Below are 26,236 nucleotides of genomic sequence, written 5' to 3'. Positions count from 1 at the left end.
TGGAATTAATGAGCCTCACTCTTGAGGCTCACCCTGTGAGCGCGCTAAATTAATCCTGCTGCGCCAAACGTTTTACACTCTCTTTCGCGCCAAATTGTTGCAAGCTGAGGTAAGCCTCGGTGACTGCATCAACAAATACCGGCTGCTGTGGTAAGGACTCACCAAACAGCGACTTCAGTGAGAGCAAACTCTGTACCCGGGCCACGCCATCTTCACTGCTGGCGACACATTTTTTAAAGCTGTCAGCCATCGGATCACGGATATCTATGGCCTGGCCGTTATCGTCGATCCCTCCTACATAGCGCATCCAACCGGCGATACCTAATGCCAGACAGCGATAAGCGCCGCCATGTTGTAAATGCCAACGCACGGAATCGAGCATCCGTTGTGGTAATTTTTGGCTACCGTCCATGGCAATTTGCCAGGTGCGATGCTTTAACGCCGGGTTGCTGTAGCGCTCAATCAATTGATCAGCATAGGCATTAAGATCCACCCCGGTAACGCGCAAGGTTGGGGCCTGTTCATCCATCATCAGGCGACGGGCGGTGAGGCGATAGTTACTGTCGGCCATACAATCATTAATATGTTGATAACCGGCGAGATAACCCAGATAGGAGAGGTATGAGTGGCTACCGTTTAACATGCGCAGCTTCATTTCTTCGAATGGCAAGACATCATCGACCAATTGTACTCCAGCCACTTCCCAGTCCGGGCGGCCCGCGACAAATTTGTCTTCAACTACCCATTGAATGAACGGCTCACAGGCAATACCACAAGGGTCTGCTACGCTCAGGGTATCGGCAATTTGTTGCAAGGTTTCAGCGGTGGCGGCTGGAACAATACGGTCGACCATAGTATTAGGGAAGGTGACATGTTGACTGATCCAACTAGCCAGTTCTGGGTCTCGGGCCATAGCCAGGCCGAGGACGGCATTTTTCACGACATGGCCATTTTCTGGAATATTATCGCAAGAAAGCACAGTAAAAGGTGGCAGGCCGCGTGAGCGACGTAAGCGCAGGGCTTCTACCAGAATACCGGGAGCGGAGGTTGGCGCATCGGGTATCGCCAGATCTGCGCGGATAAACTCATTTTGCAGATCCAATTGGCCGCTACCCGGTTCGATGCAGTAACCTTTCTCAGTAATCGTCAGTGAGACAATCGCCACTTGTGGTTCGGCCAATTTTTCCAATACTTGAATGATGCCATCTAATCGGGCATGGACTGACTCGCATACCGAACCGACAATAATGGCCTGATTACCTTGCGCCCCTTTTTCCAGCACTGAGAAGAGATGATTCTGTTGGCGTAAATTTTGAATCAAAACGTCGCCACCAAACAAGCTGACTTCGCAAATGCCCCAGTCGCCCCCTTGTTTATTTAACACCCGGTCAGTGAGCAGTGCCTGATGGGCGCGATGAAATGCACCAAAGCCAATGTGAACAATGCGGCTTTTCAGTGCTGTTCTATCATAAGTAGGCTGCTGTACGGTTGAGGGAAGGGGGCTGTTGGCAATGGTGTTCATACGTGGCTCCAAAATCATTCACCCCACGATTATTACAAAGGGGCTGACATAAAAGGTGGCAAATAAAAAGTTGTTAGACCAGTTTTAGTCGGCTGTTTGTAGGAAAGAAGCCACACCATACTGACCATTTTCTTTTGCTCGTTGCCATGAATATCGGCTTGCAGTGTAAAGCCATATGACAGAAAATAAAATTGGTAAGTCCAATATTGGTTATATTCGTGAGTTGGATCAACCAATGAGGTTTTGCTTTTTGACACCCGGCGGTTAAAAAGTAAGGATAAAGCTGAGTGATACCTCTTGGAAATCGGTATAACAACATTTTTAGCACCTGAACAGTTTACGCAGAGAAGGTAAAAATAAATGGAACAAACATGGCGTTGGTATGGCCCGCATGATCCGGTGTCGCTGGATGATATCCGTCAGGCGGGTGCAACTGGAGTAGTGACAGCATTACATCACATCCCGAATGGTGAAGTATGGCCGGTGAGTGAGATCAAGCAACGTCAGGCAGAGCTTGCCGCAAAAGGTTTGGTGTGGTCGGTAGTTGAAAGTGTCCCGATTCATGAAGAGATCAAAACGCACAGTGGCAACTATCAGCAACATATTGAAAATTATCAGCAAACGCTGCGTAATCTGGCTGCCTGCGGTATTGATACCGTGTGCTATAACTTTATGCCAGTGCTCGACTGGACACGCACAGATCTGGAATATCAACTGCCAGATGGTTCCAAAGCATTACGTTTCGATCAGATAGCATTTGCTACCTTCGAACTGCATATCCTTAAACGCCCTGGTGCGGTGAATGATTACACTGCGGAAGAACAGGCGCAGGCAGCAGATTACTTCGATGCGATGACTGAAGCGGATATTGCCAAGCTGACGGGCAATATTATTGCTGGTCTGCCGGGGGCTGAAGAAGGTTATACACTGGATCAATTCCGTGCACGTTTGGCGGAGTATGACGGCATCGATAAAGCGCAACTGCGTGAAAATATGGCTCACTTCCTGCAAGCCATTATACCGGTTGCCGAACAGGTTGGTCTGCGTATGGCGGTACATCCCGATGATCCACCGCGCCCAATCCTTGGCCTACCGCGGATTGTTTCCACCATTGAAGATATGCAGTGGCTGAAAGAGACAGTTGATAGTATTCATAACGGTTTTACTATGTGCACCGGCTCTTATGGGGTGCGGGCTGACAACGATCTGGTGAAGATGATCGAAACCTTTGGTGATCGTATTCATTTTACGCATTTACGCTCGACCTGCCGCGAAGGGAACCCAAAGACCTTCCATGAAGGCGGCCATCTGCAAGGCGATGTGGACATGTATTCCGTCGTCAAAGCCATCTTGACCGAAGAGCAACGCCGCCAGACTGCCGGTGATATGCGTCCGATCCCGATGCGCCCAGACCACGGTCATCAGATGCTGGATGATTTGCATAAGAAAACCAATCCGGGCTATTCGGCGATTGGCCGTTTGAAAGGGTTAGCTGAGGTGCGTGGTGTGGAGTTGGCGCTGAAGCGGGCGTTCTTCCCTGAGCTAAAATAACCCGCCATCTTTCAAACTGCAGGTGTGTTGGCTGCACTCAATAACCCGAATCACTTACTTATGTAAGCTCATCGGGGTTATCTTGCTTGCCGCCTTCCTGCATCTTGAAATCTATAGGGTATAAAACAGTTAAGGGCCGGTTTTCCGGCTCTTAACATATTGAAAAATTAAGAATATTGGGTATTATTCAGCGCGGCCCATATAACGGCGTTCTGCAATATGAATACGGATTTTCTCACCCGGGCTGATATATTCCGGCACCTGAATAGATAAGCCGGTGCTCATCACAGCAGGTTTGTTGCGAGCACTGGCCGATGCGCCTTTAATGCTTGGGGCGGTATCAACAATTTCCATATCAACGGTCTGCGGCAATTCCAGCGCCAATAATTGACCATCCATCGTCAGAACCTGCATGCCTGGCATGCCCCCTTCAGGAATAAATAACAGCTCTTCTTCGATCTGTTCTTTTTTGAAGTTATAAGGGGTGAAATCTTCATCATCCATAAAGATGTATTCGTCGCCATCGATGTAAGAGAAATCCACTGATCGGCGGGTCAGGGTGATGGTATCGAGGATCTCATCGCCTTTAAAACGCTCTTCAACTTTTAAACCGGTCCGCACATCAGAAAACCGCATTTTATACAGGGTACTTGCGCCACGGGCGCTTGGGCTTTGCACATCAATATCTTTCACCAGCAGTAACTTGCCGTTGAGGTTGACCGCCATACCACGTTTTATTTCGTTAGCTCTAGCCATTTATTAACCGCCAATCAGGATTGAAGATAAGTTGCGACAAGTTACTCGCGCCGCCAGTTTCAGGCAAGCAAATATCGCCGCCATATTTGAAGTCGCTGGGGGTATTCGCTTGCGGCCTGGCGGCAACAGTAAACGCTTTGGAGATAGCGCTAAAAAGAGTGTTATTCCGGTGTAAAAATGACCCTATTTATAGACCGGTAACCAACCCAATAGTGCGGCAATATGGGTAATGGCATTGATCAAACCAAACAGGATGATAAAACCAATCATCAAACGCCCGCCGGGAGCACGATAAACAGCCAGTGGGAAGCGTTTACGGCTGGCCCGCGCCATCAGCGCTGGCACAATTACCGCCCAAATGGTAGCCGCTAAACCGGCAAATCCAATGGCATATAAGAAACCATTCGGGAACAGCAGCGCACCGAGGGTCGGTGGCACAAAAGTGATCAGTGCTGATTTAGTCCGCCCGTTACGGGTATCACTAAATTTAAAGAAGTCGGCGATATAATCAAACAACCCCAGAGATACCCCAAGGAATGAGCTAGCCAGCGCCATATAAGAGAAGGCATTGAGTAACTGGCTGGTGGCCTGACTGGTCGAAATGGTGTCCATCTGTTTTAGCAGGCTACCGATGTTGCCACCGTCAGCAATCACCTGTTTGAAGGCGTCACGGGCGATATTACCTTGAATAGCATACTGCCATAGGACATAAATGATTAACGCGATCAGGGTGCCGTACAGCAGGCTGCGCACCACTGCTTTGCTGTCTTTGTGGTAGTACTTCACCAGCCCCGGTACATTACCGTGATAACCAAATGAGGTCAGTAAGTAGGGCAGTGCGGCCAGTGCATAAGGTAAATAGTGGGCGCTGCTATCAGTTTGATTGAATAGAATGGCACTTTGTACATGGCTAAACATGTCACCAACCGACATGACAAATGTAATTACCATTCCGCCGATTAATATCGTACTTAAGCGATCCACTGCGCGGGTCGATAACCAAACGATAAATGCGACCAATAACACAAAGATAAAGCCAGCACCGGTCTGACCAATCCCCACGACATTTTGCAGGGTGTGAGAAATGATTGAGCCACCGGCGGAGATATAGGCGTAGGTCAGGATGTAGAGCACAAAGGTTATCGACAATCCATTGATGGAACTCCAGATCTTACCCAGCAGGTCTTGTACCATGGTGTGAAAGCTGGCCCCGGTGGGGTAGTTCAGGTTAGCTTCCAAAATCATCAAGCCAGAAATCAGCATACAAGCCCAGGTATAAATCAGCAGTATTACTGAGCCGCTGAACCATACCCCGGCTGTGACGATTGGGATTGAGAACATTCCCGCACCTACAGCGGTTCCGGCGACTATCATCGCTCCGCCAAGAACGGAAGGGCGTGATAACGGTTGGGATACATCCATCGACATCGGTAACTCCAAATATCCTTCATCTTTGCCGCTACAGCAGAATTTGTTGCCTTGCTGTAACGTTAATGACGCGGGCTATAAATGATAGGTTAGTGGTTCTTTTGTACTAGCTTAATGGTACATGTTGGCGAGGATTCTGTAAACAGACGAATATACTCATGCCGATCATATGATCAGTGATTAGTCTGGTAATGGTATTAACTTGTGATTGAATATCGTACAAACTGGGATTGTAACGGTTAAAAAGTGAACTGATGGTGCGGAGGTGAAAAGCACCGCCTATGGCATGGATCGGTTATTAAACCGCCGAGCAAGGATAGTGCTGGTAGTTAATGGGGGTGATTGCTATTGTCTGCTGTTATTCCACCAGCCTACAGGAGCCTGCTGATGGACTGTCGCTCAGATTGCGGTGCCTGCTGTATTGCTCCTTCTATTTCCAGCCCGATCCCCGGTATGCCATTCGGTAAGCCTGCCAATACCCGTTGTCTGCATTTGGATGAGACTATGCGTTGCGCCATTTTTCATTCCCCTTCTCGCCCGGCAGTATGTGCCAGCTTACAAGCATTGCGGGAGATGTGCGCTGATACCCGAGAACAAGCGTTGGTCTATTTGATTAAGCTGGAAGCGGATACCGCCCCTTCGTGATAGAACGGGCGGCATTATTACGACAGGTCTGATAGGCGCGTTACTTCATATTAGTCATCGGTGTTGCTTCGATGACGAGTGTTTCCAGTGGTTTTAGCGTAACAATCGCCGGCTTACTGTAATCGAGTGGCAGAGTTGCATTGGTGCCATATACCGTCTTAAGTGTGAAGCTCGTTGCTTCGCCGCTCGGAATTTCGAAGTTTTTAGTGAGATCTAAATAGTAACTTTGTTCTTTGTCGGATGGATTACGCAATCCAAATACCGCTTTATCTTTATTCCACGAGGCCCAGCCATAAACGTCCAGTGCCGTAGGGTCACCGCCAATCCAATGGGTATCAACCAGCACATCGCTATTTTTCCGTGACCATTTAGCGGCGGTCGCCAGCGTATCCCATTTGTTGTTATTTAACATGGACGGCGTGATGTAAAGCTCTTGTAGTTGGGTTCCCGTTGCAAAGTAGCTCCAGACCTGATCAGCAAAGTCATGGTCGGTCTGCACTTTTTCCAACCCAAAATAGGCATTTTCCGCGCTAACAATGCCGTGGTACATCAGCGAGTTTATCGGGAATAGCGGGCCTTTGCGCACGATGGAACGGTAGGTTTCAGCATCGCGGTAGGTCATCCATTGCTGAGCGGGGGAACCTTTGCCAAACAGGTTGATATCATCGCCCTGACGCCAGATAGCGTCCGCGTAGAACAGCCATGAGGGGCTGGCATCGGTGCCGGTGGTCAGGTTGATAAACAGATCTTTATTGGCCTCGCGCATGTTTTTAATCAGCTCGATGGAGGCGTCAAAGTCAGAGGCGAACTGGCTGCCTGGGATATACGAATTGGCGTTGCCCATACCGTCTAGCTTGAAGGAGGTGATATGTTCGTTTTTGATAAGCTTAATGATTTGCTCATTAAAATTACGGAAGTAATTGGGGCCGGAGAGTGCGAATTTCCCATCAACGGTTTCGAAGCCGTTTTCTTTGGCATGTGAGACGCGAATATCGCGCGGTTTGTTATAGCCTCCCCAAGGTGACAGCCATAAACCTACCGAAGTATGTAAGCTGTCAGCTTTCTGTTTCACTCCCCCGAATCCCTTACTGAATGCTGGGCCGAACAGCCATTTACCGGTGCGGTCATCCCAGCCGTCATCCAGTAGAAAACCATCAAGTTTTACCCCGCGTTTTTTAATCAGTTCGTCGGCGTAGGTATCCATCCGGTTGAGTACTTCTTGCTCGGTGTAGGTGGTGAAGAAACCAATATCCATCCAGCTATTGTAGTGAAGGTAGGGTTGATATGGGCGCGCGCGCATGCTGTTGATAAATTGGTTAAAGCTGCGACGCAACTGGTTGTTTTCTTCAAACGTGCCGAAATACAGGGTGAAGCTGACGGGCGTCTCCATTTTAATCGGTGTTTTTAACGCGACATTCAGATTAGTTGTTGTTTCATATGCATAGGTATTGACGATCGGTTTTTCCGGCAGAATAAAGAAGCTGTCAGCGATAATGGGGGAGCTATTAATTGCGCCGTCCACATAAGGTGCCTGGGATTGCCCTTTGGTTGGGAAGAAGGTGATTTTCGCAACATCCCGTGCCTGACCTTTGGCCTGAATACGGTAGTCAATACTGGCGTATTGACCTTTTAGTACGTTGAGCACCACGGTGACATCAAAATCTTTATGTTCATAGTCGATATGAATTGCATCATCTTTTTGGCTGATATTTTTAATTTTAAAATCGGCTGCGTGAATAACCTCTTCGTTGGGCAGTGTTAGAAAGAACAACTCCACCGGCGCAAGCTTGTGGCCTGAAAGCTTATCTTTCATCACCACCGCTGAGTTTGTATCGTCAAAAGAGAGGGAGATTTTATTGTTATTCAGCAAGTATTCGGAGGCAAAGGCGCCATTGCTCATCAGCAATAATAATAACGAGCTCTTTATGATTGTTCTCATACGATATCCTTGTTATTTGAGGTCCAGAAAGGTTATTTGCATTTTGAGTCGGTGCTTTGAGTCTGATAATGATTAGAATTCATGATGTTACCCGACGGTAGCCGGGCAACATTTTGATGACACAAGATTTATAGCGAGGTTTCAGTTTCGGGGATTAACTTATTAGCTGATCCACAGACGATGATTTTACTGCGCACGACGTCTTTCATGGCATCCATACCGACGCGCATGTAATAGCGTGGGTCGTTACCTTCCGGGTTATCGCCAAACCATTTTTTCACCGCCGCTGCGAAGGCGATTTTCAACTCAGTTGCTACGTTTACTTTGCAAACACCCAGTTCAATGGCTCGTCTGACATAGTCATCAGGGACATCGCTTGCACCATGTAGAACCAATGGAATATCGACGGTTTCATGGATTTCTGCCAGGCGCTGGAAATCAATTTTGGGCCGTTTGGCGTACAGGCCGTGGGCTGTTCCGATCGCAACCGCGAGGCTATCGACACCGGTAAGTTCCACAAAGCGACGCGCTTCTTGTGGGTCAGTGAGAAAAGCACTATCCTCATCGACATCCATATCGTCTTCCACCCCCCCCAGACGCCCTAACTCAGCTTCAACGCTACAATCGTGGCGATGACAAAAATCGACGACACTCTTCACCAGAGACACATTCTCAGCAAATGGGAAGTGGCTACCGTCAATCATCGCACTGCGTACACCGGCGTTGACCTTGCGGCTGATATCGTCCAGTGACTCGTGATGGTCGAGATGCAGCGCGAGTGGCATGCCATAACTTTCAGAGTAGGCTTCGCACAGTGCGTAGATTTCTTCAAAAGCGATGTGCTTAAAGGTGCCGGGCGTACCTGCAAGGATCACCGGTGATTGCATCTCTTTGCAAACTTCTAGAATGGCCTGAATGGTTTCCGCGTTATGGATATTAAAAGCAGGTACGGCGTAGCGCCGAGCCTGCGCATCCTGCAAAAGATATTTGGTAGAAATAATGCTCATGTAGTGATCCTCTCAGCCTTTCCAGGGATGAATAACGACGCCTTTCACTACACGGTTTACCGTGCCGCTGGCGGAAGGCGTGTCGGGGGTGATACCTGCTTTGATAGATTCGCTGAGAGCGAAAATCTGTGTGTACATCAGGAAGCAGAACGCCTGTTCGACATCAATAAATTCTCGGGCTGCGGGTAACAAAATATGCGGGCCTGCGTCGATTTCTGGGCTGGATTCGGCACAAATCGCTACGACGCGCATCGCTTGTTGGTCGCGGCGCAACTCAGCCAGCAAATCGAGGTCGTATTGACGGGTATAAGGGTGGCTTGAAACAAACACCACAACCAGCGTTTCAGCGTTAACCAGTGATTTTGGTCCGTGGCGAAAGCCGGTGGGGGACTCATAAAACGCCGCTAATTTACCAGCCGTTAGCTCCAGCACTTTCAGTGCTGATTCGCGTGCCACGCCTTGTAATCCGCCACTGCCGAGGTAAACAATCCGTTTAAAGGGAAGGTCACCAAATACGGCAGTGCTAAAGTCGCCCTGCGAAGCAACTATCTGCTTACAGCGCGTTGCTACATCCTGAAAACTGGTGCTGTTGATGACCTCGGGGGCGAAGACAGCCAAACAACTGGCCATCATGGTGCTGATGCTACTGGTCATGGCGAAACCACGGTCATGGGTTTCGGTTGGCATTAACAGCGCCAGTGCGTTATCACTTTTCAACGCATTGTGATACAAGCTGCCGGCTTCATTGCAGGTGATGACCAGATGGTGGCACTGGCTGACGAGTTGGTTGGCTAAGTCCACTGCGGCGACGCTTTCAGGGCTGTTACCAGAGCGTGCAAAGGAGATGAGCAGTGTCGGGCGCTGGGGAGATAAATAGTCAGCAGGGTTAGTAACGAGGTCTGTTGTGGGCACTGCGACAAAATTTCTCTCGCTATGGCGCGACAGCCACGGCGCAATAATATCGCCGATAAATGCTGAGGTACCGGCACCTGTCAGGACAATCTGTAGGTCAGATGTTTGCAGGAGCGGCGCAAGGAAAGTGTCGATATCGTTACGTTGACGTTCAATGTTTTTTAACGATCGGATCCAGCTTGCTGGTTGCTGGCGGATCTCTTTTTCAGTCCAGGTTGATGTGCCGCAAGTACCGGCAGATTGGGTTTCGCTCATAACTCAGTCCTTAGTAGTACATATTCAATGGGTCAGTACAAAGTAGAACATGACAATCTTTCGTTTCATTTCATTTCATCAATTTTATGTCTAAGTGAAAATCTATAGAAAAGAAAACGAAAGGTCAATATAAGAAAAGTAATAAAACGAAAAACGTGATCTGAAAGTGGACTTTTTGGTTTTATTTTATTGATTTATATGGATATATTATATTTATTTAATAAGTGAGCTAGAGCATAAAGAAAGGAAATGAAAGGTTTGTGGCGGAATTGGCCACAAACCAAAGTGATATATAATGAAAGGTCTACAGGGCGATTCGTTGTCCATCAATCCAAATGGTTTGTAGCATGAGCCGCGAATCAAGCGCGATAATGTTGGCTCGTTTGCCTGCCAATAGAGAGCCGTATGTGTGGTCAAGCCCCAGCATTTTGGCAGGGTGCAGCGAGGCCATATGAATTGCATCCTCAGCAGGTACACCCACGTTATTGACCAGATTTCGCACCGCTGCATCCAACGAAAGTGTACTTCCGGCCAGCCCGCCAGAGGCAGTACGGACAATACCCTGTTGCATTGTTACTGGATGACCGCAAATCGCATAGTCACCATCAGGCATGCCAGCCGCGCTCATCGCATCGGTTATCAGCAATATTCGAGGCTTGGCGCAGCTACAGCAAAGGCTCATTACTGCGGGGTGAACATGGTGACCATCTGCTATCAACTCAAGCCATGCTCGCTTATCGGTGAGCCCTGCGCCAACCATGCCGGGATTACGGTGATGAAGACCTGTCATACCGTTAAAGCAATGCACCAGTCCATCGGCTCCCACATCAAACGCACGAATAGTTTCTTCATAGTTCGCCGCGCTGTGGCCGAGCATGACCTTTATCCCCTGGCTTTTTAGATGCTTAATTGCCGCCAGCGCACCCGATTTCTCAGGTGCCAATGCCACAACACGTAATGTGTTTTGTGACACGTCAATCAACCTATTTAGCTCGGTAATGTCCAGCTCACGGAACAGCTCCGGTGGATGTGCCCCTTTGTTCTGCGGGGTGAAGTAAGGGCCTTCAAGATAGCTACCCAACACCGTCGCACCTTGTCCACCTTGATGGTAGCGCTGCGCAATACGCCGCAGTGCACACTCTATTTCCCCAAGGGGAGCGGTGACGGTGGTCGGCAACCAGCCACCCACCCCTTCGCGTGCTTTATACAATGCCAACTGATCCAGTATCTCTGGCGAGTCATCCATGACATCGACACCATCACCGCCGTGGACATGAATATCGATATAGGCTGGGCACAGTAGTTCAACGTCGCGCAGCGTAACCCCTGCGGGGATTGGCTCGATGGCCACGATGGTGTTGCCATCTATGTGTAACTGATGATCGTCGAGCCAGCCATGCTCGGTTAGCACCCGTCTGGCCCGCAACAGTGCTGTCATATTCCTTCCTCGACCGAGGCGGCTTCGCGATAACGGCCCATTTCGTCCACCAGACTGGTCAACCCTCGGTGACCACACTCTAGCGCTTGAAGGCGGAACTCTTTACTACTGAGGCCATCGCGCTCCAGCACCATCTCCAGCAAAAGCTGTAGATTTACTCCGGTGATCACTTCACGTTCTGCTTTCTGCATTGCCAGCGTCGAGGCCACGCGGAAGGGGGTACCTCCGAGCAAATCCGTCAAAAAAATTAGCCCTTCTTTTTCATCCAGATTAGCTAACGCCTCTTCAAACTGAGCGGTAAGCAGCGCGGTGGAGGAGCTTTCAGGAAAATCGATGGCTATCACTTGCTGTTGTTCGCCAAGTATTTGTTTCATCGCTTTTTCCAGTCCGGTGGCAAACCCACCGTGACCGCTAAGAATAATGCTTAACATGGAGTTTCCTCTTGCTTACAAAAAGTGGCCAAATTTTCCAACAACGCCTAATACCACGGTCAGCCCGATGAGTCGCAGAGGGCTCCAGCCACGGCGCACTAACCAGTACATCGTGAGGGTGTATACCAGTGGAAGGAAGGCTGGCATCAGTTTGTCGATAACATCGGTTTGCAGCTTAACCACAGCATCGCCTGCGGTGATTTCAAGCGTGGTGGACAAGCGAACGTAGGTGGCGACAAGTGCACCGATCACCGTCATCCCAACGATAGACGCCGCTCGCCCCACTTTAAGTGTATTGGCTTTGATAAGCGGGATAGCTGCGACACCCATGCGATAGGCATAGTGAGCAAGCCCGAAACGAAGCCCAAGATGGACGACATTAAACATCACGAGAAATACGATGGCGCCGAGGATCGAACCTTGCAGAGCCAAACTGGCTCCAATACCGCCACAGATGGGGAGCAAGGTCAGCCAAAACATCGCATCACCAATTCCTCCCAGTGGCGCACCAACAGCGATTTTCGTACTTTGAATACTGTTCACATCCTGTTTTGAACGTTCCATCGCCAGTATGATGCCGATGACAAACGTCACCAAGAAAGGATGGGTGTTGAAGAACCCCATATGGCCTTTCATCGCCCGCGCCAGATCATTTTTATTGGTGTGGATCTTTTTCAGCGCGGGCAATATGCCATACAGCCAGCCGGAAGCCTGCATACGCTCATAGTTAAATGAGGCTTGCAGCAGCATGGAACGCCATGCTACGCGGTTGATATCTTTCTTTGTCAGCTCCGCACCGATACTTTGGTCTTCATAGATATTGTCGTTGCTATCAATGACCGGCTTTTCAGTGACGTTAGCGCTTGGCAGAACCTGAGTATTAGATGCCATCTTCGAATTCCTCTTTCTGAGTGCTGGAAGTCTGCTGCGGAGTTGAGTCTTTACGCATGAAATCGATTAACGCCATTGCCAAGGCTGCGGCGGCAATCGCCAGTACCGGCAGTTTCAGCCAGGCCGCAGCAACAAAGCCAAGAATGAAGTAGGGGATATAAACGTTTTTCATCATTATTTTCAGCAATACGGCAAAGCCGATTGCAGGCATGATGCCACCGGCGACACCAAGGCCATCTATCAGGCGGGCTGGCAAGACATCAATGACCGTCTTCGCATGCTCAGCACCAAAATAGATGGGCAAGAATGCACACAGAAAATAGAACGTCCCCAGAGCCAGCAGGGCCAGATAATTAACGCGTTCAATGCCGTCGGTATCCGCATTTGCCGCCATCCGGTCGCAGCGCGCCATCACACCAGACATGATAGAGAACAAGAAGGTGATGCCCATTTGCACCGCCACGGCGAACGGCACGGCAACCCCAACCGCGACCTCCGGTTTTACACCGGCAGTAATAGCAAAAGCCGTGCCGACAATAGTACCGATAATCACATTCGGCGGCTGGGCACCGGCCAGTGGAGCAAGCCCCATCCAGACCAGTTCCAGAGTACCACCAGTGAGTATCCCCATATGAAGGTCGCCAAGGATCAGGCCAACCAACGGCCCAAGGACCACCGGGCGGTGCATATGTGTCAGGCCGTTGAACATATCCAAGCCAGCAATAAAGGCCAGAATCCCCAACGCGGATGCCTGTAATAAGCTAATTTCCATAGAAAATACCTCAGAGGAGTTTGTAGAGATCCTGAGCGGGCTCGGTCGGCACGCCCTGAATAAAACATTCCACCCCTGCTTTTCTCAGGCCATAGAAAGCGGCAATATCCTGATCATCGACAGAGACGGTTTTCGCTATTTGTTGTTTACCTTCGGCATAATGCATGTTGCCGACATTGATTCGGGCCACGGGTACGTCACCGTTGACCAGCGTTAGAAAGTCTTCGGGACTTTTGCAGACCAGTAAAATTTTCTGCCGATCGGTTGCACGATGAATATTGTCGATCACTTTTTGCAGTGGCCAGAAGCGCACGGCAATCCCTTCTGCCAGAACCATTTCCATCAGGTTTTGTTGAACCTGATCTTCGGCAACTTCATCATTGGCAACCAACACCAGATTTGCTCCGGCAAAACCAACCCATTGAACACCAACCTGGCCGTGAATCAGGCGCTCATCAATACGACTTAATACAATGTTTGGCATGTTTTATTCCTTATTATCATTGTGTTAATGGGATGACGATGTTCCCATGCAGGCTGCATGGTACTGGCGCAATACATCCTGAATATGGTCAATAATCAGTTCGTGCGGTGTTGCCGCGAGCCGGCCTTCACGGACCTTAACGTATTGAAGTGGCAGATACTGGCTGATCAACGGCAAGGGCAGCGGTTTGTCCGTTAAATTATTTACTAACCGAGCATAAGCCTCGTCAATGTGGTGATCGGGCCAGTAGTAACGAACGCGATCAGAATAGCTGTAGCCGCGCGCCAGACGACGTTCATCGTTATTACCGTGATAATGCTGTTTCCAGTGCTCCGGGTGTTCCTGCATGACGCTTTCCAGCACATCTCGTAGCCCTGAACATTGGTATGCGGGGCGGAGTTCCTGCTCGATAGCGGCGCCAATTCCCAAACGAAATGCAACAAAGTGACCCACCGGTCAGGTACGGATAAAATAGCCGTATTGACCCTGTCGGAGACCCTGTTGCATGAAGGGAAAACATTTGACTCAGCATGAGCGCTTTTACATCGAAAAACGAAAAGCTGAAGGCGTTAATCAGTCCTGCATTGCCAGAGAACTGGATGTCTCTCGCTCTACCCTGAGCCGGGAGCTCAGGCGTAATACGGACCCCGCTTTCAACGGACTTTACTCCTCCAGACGCGCTGATGCCTTAGCCAGACAACGGCGGGGCGCCACCTCGGCACACAATGCCTGTTTCCCTCTGGGCCAGCAGACACAAGACTTTCTCCGGCAGGCGCTGGCTGTACATACCTCCCCTGAGGTTATCTGTGGGAGACTGAAAATCCAGTTTGATATCGCCGTCAGCAAAAATACCCTCTACCGCTATATCCGTTCGGACAGACAGGCTGGCGGTAAGCTTTACCTTCAGCTCCCTCACCGGGGTAAACGCTATCGCTATGATACGGGTGAGCCCGGACGCACGCCCATCCCGGACAGGGTTGGCATTGAGCACAGGCCTGCTGAGGCTGAACTCAAACAGGTTCCCGGGCATGTTGAAATCGATACGATTTTTGGCAAAGACCAGAAGTCATTCCTGCTGACGGTCGTGGACAAAGCCACAAAGCAGGTCATTATCCGTAAACTCCCCAATAAGTGCGCTGAGAGCGTCGTGGAAGCGTTCAGGGACATCGTGGCGAATACTTTCTGCGAGTTTAAAACCCTGACGGCAGATAACGGACCCGAGTTTGCGAAACATAAGGACATCACTCAGGTAACGGGCGCAAAGGTTTACTTTGCCCGGCCTTATCATTCCTGGGAGCGGGGGTTGAATGAGCATACCAACGGTCTGATACGGCGGTTTTATCCGAAAGGAACCGATTTTAATGGCGTCAGCGATGAAGATATTGCGAGACTGGAGCACATCCTCAACACTCGGGGGCGCAAATCTCTGGAATACAGCTCACCGAATGAGGTATTTTTAGAGTATCTACTCGCTGCATAACGCATGATGGTTTGTTGCGTTTCGTTCGGGAATGGGGCCGGCCAGTGAAAATAGCGCTTCACGTAACGCGAAAGTGAGTGCCGGACCCACTTTCAAAATGGCAAAGTGGTGCTGAACTAGCTGTTGTAGGGCGAGCGGAGTTTGGTAATCGGTGGAGTGAGCTTCAAAGACCATCGTGTCAAACTCTTCGATAGTCTGGCTCAGAGCAAGAGATTTCTCAGGTTGATAATCAATAACATGAGTATGATCGAATTCTACACCGGGTTGGACGACTAGCCCGATAATGCGTGGCCACAGGTCGTGCAGACCTTGTTGTTCAAAAGCATGACGATGAGCTTCAAGCGTTGCTTTTGCCGCTTGGGGAGAGGTGACCACCAGCGTTGACAGCGTTTCATGTGCTCCTCCTGGAACAGGGACTTCCGTTCCAATAACATAAACCAGATCAGACGAACCTTGTTTTTCCTTGCGGGTCTGTTCTGCAATTAAGGCAAGCCTTGCTGCTCTTCCGGCGACGATTTCATCTGTTAATGGCACGGGGTCATCTGCACAAGACATACTGCAATCAAGGTGAATTTTCTTAAAGCCAGCCGCGACATAATGGCGAATAAGTTCTTCTGCATGAAACATAGCCTCTGCGGCTGGGGCGTTTTGCCAGCGATTTGGCCCCAGATGATCGCCCCCTAACACCAACTGATTGCGAGGGAAGTGGTGTTTATCCGCCATTTGCTCAACAAAACCACGGAAGTCATCTGGGGTCATACCGGTATAGCCGCCATACTGATCCACCTGATTGGAGGTGGCTTCTATTAATAAGATGGATTGCGCGTCCCGGGCGTGGCGCATTGCTGCTTCCAGAACCAATGGGTGAGCAGAACAGACGGCAAAAATGCCACATCGCTTATCGTGCTTATGGTCGGCCACAAACTCGGTTAAATGTTTCACTTTCCTCTCCGTATGGGGTTTTGATTACTTATGCCTTTCGGTTTGTTTCATTGATACTGCTTTATGGGTTGATAAAAACAAAACGAAAGATAATGGAAATGGGATCTGTTTCGCAAAAGAAACATAATGAAAGGCTTTTTTATCGGGTGGTAGCACGGTTTGGCCTGATGTAAAGACTTGCTTTCCGGCAAAAGAAAGGTGTTAATAGATAAAGTGAAATGAAACGAAAGGCTTTTGGGAAGGATCTGATATGAGCAATACCGATTCAGTAATGGACAAGCGTATAACGGGTACCAGTGAAAGGCGTGAGCAGATCATTCAGCGGCTTCGTCAGCAAGGAAGTGTTCAGGTTAATGATTTATCGTCATTCTTTGGTGTTTCTACGGTGACTATCCGCAACGATTTGGCCTTTCTGGAAAAGCAGGGGATTGCTGTACGTGCATACGGCGGTGCGCTGGTGTGTGATGCTGGCACACCTGGCGTTGAACCCACGGTAGAAGATAAAAGCTCCCTTAATATTTCTTTAAAACGCGATATTGCTCGCGTTGCTGCAAATCTTATTAAACCTGGGCACCGCGTGATTCTAGACTCGGGCACGACCACTAATGAAATAGCGCGTCATATGCGTAATCATAAGGAGGTCATTGCTATGACAAACGGTATGAATGTGGCGAACGCGCTGCTTGAGGCTGAGGGCGTGGAATTGCTGATGACAGGAGGGCACTTACGCCGCCAGTCCCTTTCCTTCTATGGGGATCAGGCTGACCAGTCCTTGCAAAATTATCATTTCGATATACTTTTTCTGGGGGTAGACGCCATCAGTCTTGAGCGCGGTGTGAGCACGCATAATGAAGACGAAGCTCGCCTAAATCGCCGAATGTGTGAAGTCGCGGAACGCATCATTGTGGTCACTGATTCCAGTAAATTTAACCGCTCCAGCCTGCATAAAATAATTGATACCCAGCGCATACATATGGTTATCACCGATAAAGGTATTCCAGAGGAAAGTTTGAATGGATTACGAAAAGGTGGGATTGAAGTGCTCCTTGTTGGGGAATAAAAACCGTCTCTTGACCACCTTTTAGCCTACCCCTATTAAAGTAAAGTCCCCGCCAATAGGCCGGGACTTTGTCAGTAATCTAAGGGGAAGCGTGCTGTTCGGGCCGTAAACGACGCGAAACGCCGGAGTGCCCGTTGGTACGCTTAACCCTTGGTTCTTCTGGTGGCTAAGCCCCAGCAGGAACCGCATGCGCGGTGTTTTTCAGCACCGGTCCGGTATACTTCTCAATCTCAAGCTGCGCCATTTGCCCACAGTTACCCTGCGCCAGACTGGAAGAACCAATATCGAAAGTCAGGCAGTTGATATTGCCGTTCTTACAAAGGGAACCCGGTACCGCTGGATCCGCCGGGTCAAACCATGCCCCTTCGCTGATGCGCACCACCCCTGGACGTACATCTTCAGATACCACAGCACCTACCAATATCTGCCCACGGTCATTGAACGCACGGACTAAATCGCCATTAACAATGTTACGCCCCTTGGCATCCTGTGGGCTTATCAGTATCGCTTCCCGATCGGCCACGGCGTATTTTTCACGTAGTGGTGTGTTATCTAACTGTGAATGCAGCCGGTTGATTGGGTGTGCGGTGTTTAGCGACAGTGGATATTTCTTCGCTTCCACCCCGCGATACCATTCATGAGGTGGCATCCAGGTCGGGATCCCCTGACAATCGGCGTATTCCATTTTAGCGATAGTATCGGAGTAGATCTCAATCTTGCCAGACGGGGTACCCAGCGGGTTGAGCAATGGATTGTCACGATAATCAGCAAAGCGTACCCACTGCTGGTTCGCTTCGGGGATAGGGAAGCGAATGTAGTTGTTCGATTGCCAGAACATATCGAATGGCGGCAGGGCGACCCGTGCGGTACGGGCCTGTGACTTCATATCGTCGTACATCGCTTTCAGCCACTGAGTCTCATCTTTGCCCTCGGTAAAGGCATCAATCACCCCCAGCTTGGTGGCCATCGCCGCGAAGATATCAAAATCATTACGCGCTTCATGCTGTGGCGGTACGCACTGGTGCATCGGGAAGACATAAAGTTGTGAGTAGTCGCCGCCCATTTCCAGATCATTACGCTCATAGCTGGTGGTCGCCGGTAATACAATATCGGCGTGCTTGGCGGTGGCGGTCCAATAGGGTTCGTTAACCACAATGGTTTCAGGGTGCTGCCAGGCTTTCACCAGATTGTTGGTATCCTGATGCTGATGGAAAGTATTGCCACCGGCCACATAGACCATTTTGACATCTGGATAGGTGACTTTGGTGCCATTGAAATCAATGACTTTCCCTGGATTGGCCAAACATTCGGCAATCCGCGCCACTGGAATCGGCGATGGTGAGTTCTTCGGTGCACTCCCGGCAGAAATCCCCGGTAAAATGCCGCCCTTGGCCGTTGGGCTACCGCCAGAGGAGTAGTGATAGCTGAAGCCAAAGCCGCCACCCGGCAGGCCAATTTGGCCCAGCATTGCCGCGACCGTGACCAGTAACCAGTGTTGCTGCTCACCGTGATGCTGACGTTGAATCCCCCAACCCCCCATAATCATGGTGCGCTGTTTAGCCATATCTCGCGCCAGTTGGCGCAACACATCGGCATCCACACCACTGATATCCGCCGCCCATTCTGCGTTTTTCGGCTGACCGTCAGTTTCACCGAGCAGATAGGCCTGGAATTTATCAAAACCAATAGTGTAGGTTTTTATAAAGTCAGGATTATGCAGTTTTTCTGTCAATAGCGTATGGGCGATACCGATCAACATGGCGCTGTCGGTATATGGCCGTGGCGCAATCCATTGTGCATTGGTGAATTTAGCACTGTCGTTATGCACCGGATCAATACTGATAACTTTGGTACCTTTCTTTTTCAGCGCTTCAAAACCAGTTTGACCCACATGATCGGGGATATTCCAACTGTTTTTCAAGGTGATCATTGGGTTACAGCCCCAGAGGATCACCAGTTCACTGTTATCTACCACGTTTGGCCAGGCCGTCTGCTGTTCGTAGACCTCCATTGACCCCATGACGTGGGTCATAATCACCTGTGCCGCACCGGTTGAATAGTCACCGGCATAGCCCAAAAAACCCCCACTCAGGTTCATTAAGCGTTGTAGTAGCGTGCGGCTGTTATGTAGCATCCCCACACTTTTCCAGCCATAAGATCCGGCGTACAGCGCTTGCGGACCGTGGTCTTTCTGCACCCGCACAATTTCGCCGCATACCAGTTCAGTGGCTTTATCCCAACTGACGCGTACCCACTCATCCCGGCCACGCAGTTCGGTATGGCTGCCGGGGCCGCCTTCCAACCAACTTTTACGCACCATCGGGTATTTGATGCGGTTATCGGCATGCACCTGATAGGGTGCCATAGTGATCAGGTCATTCGGCCATGGATCATCTTTGACAGGTTGCACACCGATCATCCGGCCGTTCTCAACGATAGCTTCAAATGCGCCCCAATGAGCGCCGGTCAGAATACCTTTTTGCGCCTGACGCAGTGCCAGAAACTGAGGTAATGCCTGACTGATGGCTTGGGCTAATGCAGATTTGGGCCACAGGCCACCAACGATAGGCAATACAGCCAGTGCGCTGGTTCCGAGTAAGAAGCGACGGCGGCTCATTTCTAACGGTTGTTGTTCGTATTTAGTCATTTTCGCCTCTTATTTACAGCTTGGCCGGCATATCACTGGCATGTTTTTGTACATACTGTGTCATCACACGCAACTGTTCCTGAGTCAGGGAGGTGCGTGGTGCCATGCCTTTGATTACCCCAATCCATTGGTTAGCGTTGAAGCGATCCAGTGCGGTTAAACCGTGGCAGCCGGTACAGTTGGCCGACATCATATCTGCGGCATAGCGCCAAATTTTCTGTTGATCATCAACGAGTTGTTTCTTAGGTAACCACACCTGTAGTGCAACTTGATGCCAAACCAGATTGGTTTCTGCATCGGTTTGCGTATTCAATGTTTTCAGCGCTTTTTGTGCGTCCTCGCCCAGTAATACACTCAGAATACGTTTCCCTTGTGCGGCATAGAACACTTCGGCCACCCCATCTTGCTGCCAGCCTTTAACATCAACCAACACCTGATCACCTTGCTGTTTTACCACTTCAACTTGTGTTGAGGGCATCAGGTTACCGGCGTTATGGCTGTCACCAGCATTCATAAAGAAAGGCTCGGTGGCGATGGTATATAAAGTGGTCGCCGTTGCGGGTGTTTGTGCCGCCGCCGTTGCCAACTCTGCCGCGCCAGCCTGGGTCACCTCACTCATATCCGGCAGGATATGGGCCACACCTTTATGGCAATCGATACAGGTTTCACCTTGCTTAATTGCCACCGGATGCTGAATCCGCGCTTCAGCACTTTGCCCGGTGATATCCATCGCATCAAAGCTGTGACATGAGCGGCAAGTGGCCGAGTCATTCTCTTTTAGCGTTTTCCATACCGACTGCGCCATGGCGAGTTTATGGGCTTCATATTTCTCAGGTGTATTAATAGTGCCAACCATTTCACCGTAGATATCTTTGACCGCGCGGATTTTGGTCCACAGATAATCAAGCGGTTCGTGTGGCACATGGCAGTCAGCACATTCAGCACGGATGCCTTTGGTGTTTTGGAAGTGGACACTGCCTTGATATTCAGCCAATGGCTGTTGCATGGTGTGACAGGACACGCAGAACGCGGTATCACTGGTTTTATGAAAGACGGTGGCGGTACCTGCTAATAGTGCAGCACCAATAATGATGCCGATCAGCAGGAGCCATAACCATCCCCACCGGCGTCGCTTCACGAAGCCAGTTTGTTTCTTGCTCATAAATTGCCCCACTTAATATATCTAATAGTTATTGGTAAAACGAAGTTATCTAATGCCTCGATACTCAAAAGGCCAGATAATCTGCCAACAGACCCTTATCCACTAGCGATAAGTATTTCCCATAAAATAAGTAGGTCTATTGTAGGGGGATTTGGTGCTGATGACTAACTCGTTAGGGGTATTTAGCAATATTAGTTCAGATTTGCTGAATATAAATGCGAGGTATCAGTCAGTTTTAGCGCTATACCACAAATAACTCTCTGAATTAAAGGGTTATATACCTTGTTATATAACCTAAATAATTCAAGTTACAGGAAGGCGGCAACGAAATGAACCCAAGGAGTTGAGATAACTCAATGACTCGGGTGAGTGATGGCAGCCAACGCACATGCAGCTTGAAGTATGACGGGTATAGCGCTATTTTTTAGTCGAAGGGATAATAGAACTGCTTATTTAACCATAAATCGATGGCATGACGACTGGCTTCAAAATGAGGTTCGGGTAATTCCCGCGGATTGCACCATAGCCATTGCTGACACTTGTCTGGTTCTTTCAGCTCTGGCTGCCCACCGGCGTGTTGCGCCAACAAGCAAACGGAAACGGTATGTTTACCTTCTGCGCGCCAGGTGGCGATGTTATTGCATAACGCGATAACACTTATATCTTTGATATTTAAGCCTGTTTCTTCGGCTATTTCACGTTTTGCGGCTTGTTCAAAAGACTCTCCAGCCTCCATGTGACCACCGGGAATCGACCAATAAGGGGCGTGCTGACCGCAACGTTTACCCAGTAACACCTCACCTTGTTGATTAACGATAATGACACCCACACCGACTGCAACGGACATTGTACGGACTCCTGTTAAATGAAGGTCAGCAACCATCAGCTATTATGGTTTTTTTACTGCTGACGGAGTTATATTCACCACGAAAATGTGCGGGCTGTCAAAAATCCATCAAGAATAGAAGCAGAAAACTTGCATATATTCTCAGTCGGAAACACACTACTTGAAACGTTTCAGCGTTATCTCGTCACCAAATGATAAAGGGTAACGCTCCTTTTTCTCATTAAAGCTGAAACGATTCAATTTCAGCAAGAGAGGAGATTTATGTTCCAGTTATCTACGCAAGATATCCATCTGGCTGCACAGGCAGACAGCAAAAACGATGCTATTACTCAGGTTGCTGCAGCACTTACTCAGGCTGGCTGTGTTGCCGCCGCTTATGTCGATGGCATGCTGGCCCGCGAGCAGCAAACCTCTACTTACCTGGGTAATGGCATTGCCATTCCACATGGTACCACTGATACTCGCGACCTGGTGCTAAACACCGGTGTGCAAGTTTTCCAATTCCCGCAGGGTATTGCATGGGGCGAAGATCAAACCGCCTATATTGTAATCGGTATCGCCGCGCGTTCAGATGAACATCTGGCATTGTTACGCCAACTGACCCATGTATTAAGTGATGATGCCGTTGCTGCACGTCTGGCGAAAACTACCTCGGCTGAAGAGTTACGCAGTTTGCTGATGGGTGAGCAAAAAACCGCTGAATTCCATTTTGACACGTCACTGATCGCAATCGATGTGGCGGCTGACAATCTGATCACGCTGCAAGCACTGAATGCCGGTCGCTTGCAACAAATTGGCGCAGTAGATGCTCATTTTGTCAGCGATGTCATTACCCGTGATCCACTCAATTTGGGACAGGGTATCTGGCTGAGCGACAGTACTGAAGGTAATTTGGTCAGTGCTGCCACAGTAAGCCGCCCGGTAGCTGCATTTGAGCACCATGGCGAAAAAGTGGCGCTGTTGCTGACGCTCTCCGTGGCCGATGACCAACCGCTGTCGGTATTGAACTATTTAAGTGATTTACTGTTGGCGAAAAAAGCTGACGCTTTGCTGAACGCTGATGCTGCCGCCTTGCTAGCGTTGCTCACCAGTGAGTATGTCGAGCAGAATGAAGTATTAAGCGCTGAGTTTGCTATCCGTAATGAACACGGGTTACATGCGCGCCCAGGGACGATTTTAGTCAATACAATCAAACAGTTTACCAGTGAAATCACCGTGACCAATCTGGACGGCACCGGTAAACCCGCTAATGGACGTAGTCTGATGAAAGTTGTGGCTTTAGGGGTTAAAAAAGGCAATCGCCTGCGCTTTACCGCCAGTGGTGAAGATGCACAAGCAGCATTGGATGCTATTGGTGAAGCTATCGCCGCCGGTTTGGGCGAGGGGGCAGCATGAGCAGAAGAGTTGCAACCATCACGCTGAACCCAGCTTATGATCTGGTGGGTTTTTGCCCTGAAATTGAACGCGGTGAAGTTAATTTGGTGAAAACTGCCGGCCTGCATGCCGCTGGTAAAGGGATTAATGTTGCCAAGGTGCTGAAAGACCTAGGGATTGATGTCACGGTCGGTGGCTTCCTGGGTAAAGATAACCAAGACGGTTTTCAACTGTTATTCAGCGAGCTGGGTATTGCTAACCGCTTTCAGGTGGTACCGGGCCGTACTCGCATTAACGTCAAACTGACAGAAAAAGATGGCGAAGTGACCGATTTCAACTTCTCCGGTTTTGAAGTCAATAAACCGGATTGGGATCGTTTTGTCACTGACTCGCTGAGCTGGTTGGGGCAATTCGATATGGTCGCGGTCAGTGGTAGCTTGCCCGAGGGCGTAAACCCTGATGACTTTACCGATTGGATGAAACGCCTGCGTAGCCAATGCCCGTGCATTATTTTCGACAGCAGTCGTGAAGCATTGGTCGCAGGCCTGAAAGCCTCACCTTGGTTGGTGAAACCCAATCGTCGTGAACTGGAGATCTGGGCGGGTCGTCCATTACCTGAATTGGGTGATGTGGTAGAAGCTGCACACGCTCTGCGTGATCAAGGGATTGCTCATGTGGTGATTTCTCTCGGGGCTGAAGGGGCATTATGGGTCAATGCGTCGGGTGCCTGGTTGGCAAAACCACCCGCCTGTGAAGTGGTCAGTACCGTCGGTGCTGGTGACTCCATGGTCGGTGGCCTGATTTATGGTTTGTTAATGCGCGAGTCCAGCGAGCACACGCTGCGTCTGGCAACAGCAGTTGCAGCTTTGGCGGTAAGTCAGAGCAATGTTGGTATTACGGATCGCCCGCAGTTGGCAGCCATGATGGCAAGAGTCGACCTGAAACCCTTTAATTAATCCCTGGAGGCGAAATGAAAACGCTACTAATAATAGACAGTTCGCTCGGGCAGGCCAGAGGCCACCTTGCGACACTGATGTTGGGTGCTGCGGCGGCAAAAGCAGGACTGAGCTGGGTTGAGAATGCCACTGATGCAGAGCTGGTGATTGTCGCCGGGCAATCAGCCCCGGCTGACAGTGCGCTGAACGGTAAAAAACTCTATATCGGTGATGTGGAAAAAGCGGTGCGCGATCCTGATGGTTTCCTGGCGCAAGCCATTGCGCAGGCTAAACCTTACCAGGCTGCGGTTGCTGTCGCACCCGCGACCACCACGGTGGCTGGCCCGAAACGTATTGTGGCTATTACCGCCTGCCCGACAGGCGTAGCTCACACCTTTATGGCTGCTGAAGCCATTGAAAGTGAAGCGAAAAAACGTGGCTGGTGGGTGAAGGTAGAAACCCGAGGCTCCGTTGGTGCCGGTAATGCAATTACACCAGAAGAAGTGGCTGCGGCTGATCTGGTGATTGTTGCTGCGGATATTGAAGTGGATTTGGATAAGTTTGCTGGCAAACCGATGTACCGTACCACGACAGGTTTGGCGCTGAAGAAAACCGTACAAGAACTGGATAAAGCACTGGTTGAAGCTGAAGTCTATCAGCCTAAAACCGGCAGCAGCACCGGTACCAAAAAAACAGAAACCGGTGGTCCTTATCGTCACCTACTGACCGGTGTGTCTTACATGTTGCCAATGGTGGTTGCTGGCGGCTTGTGTATTGCCCTGTCATTTGTGTTCGGTATTAAAGCCTTTGAAGTGAAAGGCACATTGGCTGCCGCCTTGATGCAAATTGGTGGCGGTTCTGCTTTTGCGCTGATGGTACCTGTTCTGGCCGGTTTCATTGCATTCTCAATTGCTGATCGTCCGGGTCTGACCCCAGGCTTGATTGGCGGGATGTTGGCAGTGAGTACCGGGGCGGGTTTCCTCGGCGGTATTATCGCAGGTTTCCTGGCCGGTTATGTGGCGAAAGCAATCAGCACTAAGCTGCGTTTGCCGCAAAGTATGGAAGCACTTAAACCGATATTGATTATTCCACTGGTAGCGAGTCTGATAGTGGGTTTGATTATGATTTATGTGGTCGGTACGCCGGTGGCAAAAATCATGGCAGGTCTGACTAACTGGCTGCAATCCATGGGTACCGCCAATGCCGTGTTGTTGGGGGCTATCCTCGGCGCCATGATGTGTACCGATATGGGGGGGCCGGTGAACAAAGCCGCCTACGCGTTTGGTGTGGCACTCCTGAGTTCTTCTGTTTACGCGCCGATGGCCGCTATCATGGCCGCAGGGATGGTTCCTCCGCTGGCGATGGGACTGGCAACACTGTTGGCACGTCACAAGTTTGACAAAGGTGAGCAGGAAGGGGGCAAGGCTGCATTGGTTCTGGGGCTGTGCTTTATCTCTGAAGGGGCAATTCCGTTTGCTGCCCGTGACCCGATGCGTGTCTTGCCGTGCTGTATCGCCGGTGGTGCGCTGACAGGTGCATTGTCTATGGCATTCGGTGCGCAACTGATGGCCCCACACGGTGGTTTGTTCGTGTTACTGATCCCTGGGGCAATTCATCCGGTGCTGCTGTATCTGGTGGCAATCATTGCCGGTACCGTATTGGCCGGTGGTCTGTATGCGATGTTGAAACGCGCTGATGTCGTGGTCGCAAAAGCGGCATAAGCCTGGCATCATAAGCTTCACCCATAAAAAACCGGCC

Annotated in this window: 22 protein-coding genes and 2 pseudogenes; 8 read left to right on the top strand and 16 right to left on the bottom strand. The window is 50.0% G+C overall.

Annotated elements, in window-relative coordinates; all coding sequences use genetic code 11:
• Positions 1–49 precede the first annotated feature (49 nt).
• Positions 50–1,522 carry a mannitol dehydrogenase family protein gene (locus tag ACWJJO_RS14535; protein ID WP_372559390.1) on the bottom strand — a complete coding sequence of 491 codons (1,473 nt, stop codon included), beginning with the start codon at positions 1,520–1,522 and terminating at the stop codon, positions 50–52.
• A 360-nt stretch (positions 1,523–1,882) separates the two neighbouring features.
• On the opposite strand from ACWJJO_RS14535, the gene uxuA reads away from it, so the two are divergent.
• Complete coding sequence (gene uxuA / locus ACWJJO_RS14530; RefSeq protein ID WP_083158362.1) at positions 1,883–3,073, top strand: mannonate dehydratase; 1,191 nt, start codon at positions 1,883–1,885, stop codon at positions 3,071–3,073.
• A gap of 183 nt (positions 3,074–3,256) precedes the next feature.
• Here uxuA and yeiP read toward each other — a convergent pair whose 3' ends face one another.
• On the bottom strand, positions 3,257–3,829 hold the full coding sequence (yeiP, locus tag ACWJJO_RS14525) for an elongation factor P-like protein YeiP (protein ID WP_481091174.1): 573 nt from the start codon (positions 3,827–3,829) through the stop codon (positions 3,257–3,259).
• A gap of 31 nt (positions 3,830–3,860) precedes the next feature.
• Here yeiP and ACWJJO_RS14520 point away from each other — a divergent pair, with 31 nt between their 5' ends.
• A complete protein-coding gene (locus ACWJJO_RS14520; RefSeq protein ID WP_193784630.1) occupies positions 3,861–4,004 on the top strand; it encodes a hypothetical protein in 144 nt (47 codons plus the stop codon).
• 8 nt (positions 4,005–4,012) lie between these two features.
• Here ACWJJO_RS14520 and mtr read toward each other — a convergent pair whose 3' ends face one another.
• The gene (gene mtr / locus ACWJJO_RS14515) at positions 4,013–5,257 is read right to left on the bottom strand and encodes a tryptophan permease (protein WP_372569346.1); all 1,245 of its coding nucleotides are present in this window, start codon (positions 5,255–5,257) and stop codon (positions 4,013–4,015) included.
• 387 nt (positions 5,258–5,644) lie between these two features.
• On the opposite strand from mtr, the gene ACWJJO_RS14510 reads away from it, so the two are divergent.
• Positions 5,645–5,902 carry a YkgJ family cysteine cluster protein gene (locus tag ACWJJO_RS14510; protein WP_083158365.1) on the top strand — a complete coding sequence of 86 codons (258 nt, stop codon included), beginning with the start codon at positions 5,645–5,647 and terminating at the stop codon, positions 5,900–5,902.
• Between the two features lie 40 nt (positions 5,903–5,942).
• On the opposite strand, the gene ACWJJO_RS14505 is transcribed toward ACWJJO_RS14510, so the two are convergent.
• The 9 genes and pseudogenes from ACWJJO_RS14505 to ACWJJO_RS14465 form a co-directional block, all read right to left on the bottom strand.
• Positions 5,943–7,841 (bottom strand): alpha-amylase family protein, encoded by a 1,899-nt coding sequence (locus ACWJJO_RS14505; protein WP_481091173.1) that lies wholly within the window; start codon positions 7,839–7,841, stop codon positions 5,943–5,945.
• A gap of 128 nt (positions 7,842–7,969) precedes the next feature.
• A complete protein-coding gene (gene kbaY / locus ACWJJO_RS14500) occupies positions 7,970–8,848 on the bottom strand; it encodes a tagatose-bisphosphate aldolase subunit KbaY (protein ID WP_481091172.1) in 879 nt (292 codons plus the stop codon).
• A 12-nt stretch (positions 8,849–8,860) separates the two neighbouring features.
• Positions 8,861–10,015 carry an SIS domain-containing protein gene (locus tag ACWJJO_RS14495; protein WP_083158367.1) on the bottom strand — a complete coding sequence of 385 codons (1,155 nt, stop codon included), beginning with the start codon at positions 10,013–10,015 and terminating at the stop codon, positions 8,861–8,863.
• Positions 10,016–10,319: 304 nt separating this feature from the next.
• On the bottom strand, positions 10,320–11,453 hold the full coding sequence (nagA, locus tag ACWJJO_RS14490) for an N-acetylglucosamine-6-phosphate deacetylase (protein WP_481091171.1): 1,134 nt from the start codon (positions 11,451–11,453) through the stop codon (positions 10,320–10,322).
• Positions 11,450–11,884, bottom strand: coding sequence for a PTS galactosamine/N-acetylgalactosamine transporter subunit IIA (gene agaF, locus ACWJJO_RS14485; protein WP_442847707.1), 435 nt, complete (start codon positions 11,882–11,884; stop codon positions 11,450–11,452). The genes nagA and agaF overlap by 4 nt, the downstream gene beginning before the upstream one ends.
• Positions 11,885–11,899: 15 nt before the next feature.
• Entirely contained in the window at positions 11,900–12,775 is an 876-nt protein-coding gene (gene agaE / locus ACWJJO_RS14480; protein WP_083158369.1) for a PTS N-acetylgalactosamine transporter subunit IID, read from the bottom strand.
• Positions 12,765–13,547: a PTS N-acetylgalactosamine transporter subunit IIC gene (gene agaW / locus ACWJJO_RS14475; RefSeq protein ID WP_005193049.1), complete on the bottom strand. Its 783-nt coding sequence runs from the start codon at positions 13,545–13,547 to the stop codon at positions 12,765–12,767. The genes agaE and agaW overlap by 11 nt, the downstream gene beginning before the upstream one ends.
• Positions 13,548–13,557: 10 nt before the next feature.
• Positions 13,558–14,031, bottom strand: a complete 474-nt coding sequence (agaV, locus tag ACWJJO_RS14470) for a PTS N-acetylgalactosamine transporter subunit IIB (protein ID WP_083158371.1) — start codon at positions 14,029–14,031, stop codon at positions 13,558–13,560.
• A 24-nt stretch (positions 14,032–14,055) separates the two neighbouring features.
• Positions 14,056–14,448: pseudogene (locus tag ACWJJO_RS14465) on the bottom strand (class II D-tagatose-bisphosphate aldolase non-catalytic subunit); the annotation flags it as partial.
• An 88-nt stretch (positions 14,449–14,536) separates the two neighbouring features.
• On the opposite strand from ACWJJO_RS14465, the gene ACWJJO_RS14460 reads away from it, so the two are divergent.
• Positions 14,537–15,511 carry an IS30 family transposase gene (locus ACWJJO_RS14460; RefSeq protein ID WP_481090514.1) on the top strand — a complete coding sequence of 325 codons (975 nt, stop codon included), beginning with the start codon at positions 14,537–14,539 and terminating at the stop codon, positions 15,509–15,511.
• A gap of 39 nt (positions 15,512–15,550) precedes the next feature.
• Here ACWJJO_RS14460 and ACWJJO_RS14455 read toward each other — a convergent pair.
• A pseudogene (locus tag ACWJJO_RS14455) lies at positions 15,551–16,453 on the bottom strand (class II D-tagatose-bisphosphate aldolase non-catalytic subunit); the annotation flags it as partial.
• A 250-nt stretch (positions 16,454–16,703) separates the two neighbouring features.
• On the opposite strand from ACWJJO_RS14455, the gene ACWJJO_RS14450 reads away from it, so the two are divergent.
• A complete protein-coding gene (locus ACWJJO_RS14450) occupies positions 16,704–17,513 on the top strand; it encodes a DeoR family transcriptional regulator (protein WP_083158372.1) in 810 nt (269 codons plus the stop codon).
• A 166-nt stretch (positions 17,514–17,679) separates the two neighbouring features.
• Here the strand turns inward: ACWJJO_RS14450 and torA are convergent, their stop codons facing one another.
• The 3 genes from torA to ACWJJO_RS14435 all read right to left on the bottom strand — a co-directional run bounded on the left by torA (position 17,680) and on the right by ACWJJO_RS14435 (position 22,169).
• Positions 17,680–20,160, bottom strand: a complete 2,481-nt coding sequence (torA, locus tag ACWJJO_RS14445) for a trimethylamine-N-oxide reductase TorA (RefSeq protein ID WP_083158373.1) — start codon at positions 20,158–20,160, stop codon at positions 17,680–17,682.
• 13 nt (positions 20,161–20,173) lie between these two features.
• Complete coding sequence (locus tag ACWJJO_RS14440) at positions 20,174–21,322, bottom strand: NapC/NirT family cytochrome c (protein ID WP_083158374.1); 1,149 nt, start codon at positions 21,320–21,322, stop codon at positions 20,174–20,176.
• Positions 21,323–21,746: 424 nt separating this feature from the next.
• Positions 21,747–22,169 (bottom strand): nucleotide triphosphate diphosphatase NUDT15, encoded by a 423-nt coding sequence (locus tag ACWJJO_RS14435; RefSeq protein WP_083158375.1) that lies wholly within the window; start codon positions 22,167–22,169, stop codon positions 21,747–21,749.
• A 261-nt stretch (positions 22,170–22,430) separates the two neighbouring features.
• Here ACWJJO_RS14435 and fruB point away from each other — a divergent pair, with 261 nt between their 5' ends.
• The 3 genes from fruB to fruA are packed head-to-tail and all read left to right on the top strand — an operon-like array spanning position 22,431 to position 26,199.
• Positions 22,431–23,564: a fused PTS fructose transporter subunit IIA/HPr protein gene (gene fruB / locus ACWJJO_RS14430; protein WP_481091170.1), complete on the top strand. Its 1,134-nt coding sequence runs from the start codon at positions 22,431–22,433 to the stop codon at positions 23,562–23,564.
• A complete protein-coding gene (gene fruK, locus ACWJJO_RS14425) occupies positions 23,561–24,499 on the top strand; it encodes a 1-phosphofructokinase (RefSeq protein WP_083158377.1) in 939 nt (312 codons plus the stop codon). Before fruB ends, fruK begins: the two co-directional genes overlap by 4 nt.
• A gap of 14 nt (positions 24,500–24,513) precedes the next feature.
• A complete protein-coding gene (gene fruA, locus ACWJJO_RS14420) occupies positions 24,514–26,199 on the top strand; it encodes a PTS fructose transporter subunit IIBC (protein WP_420073448.1) in 1,686 nt (561 codons plus the stop codon).
• Positions 26,200–26,236 lie beyond the last annotated feature (37 nt).

Source organism: Yersinia antarctica (assembly GCF_056636475.1).
This window is presented reverse-complemented; position numbering and strand designations above follow the sequence as displayed.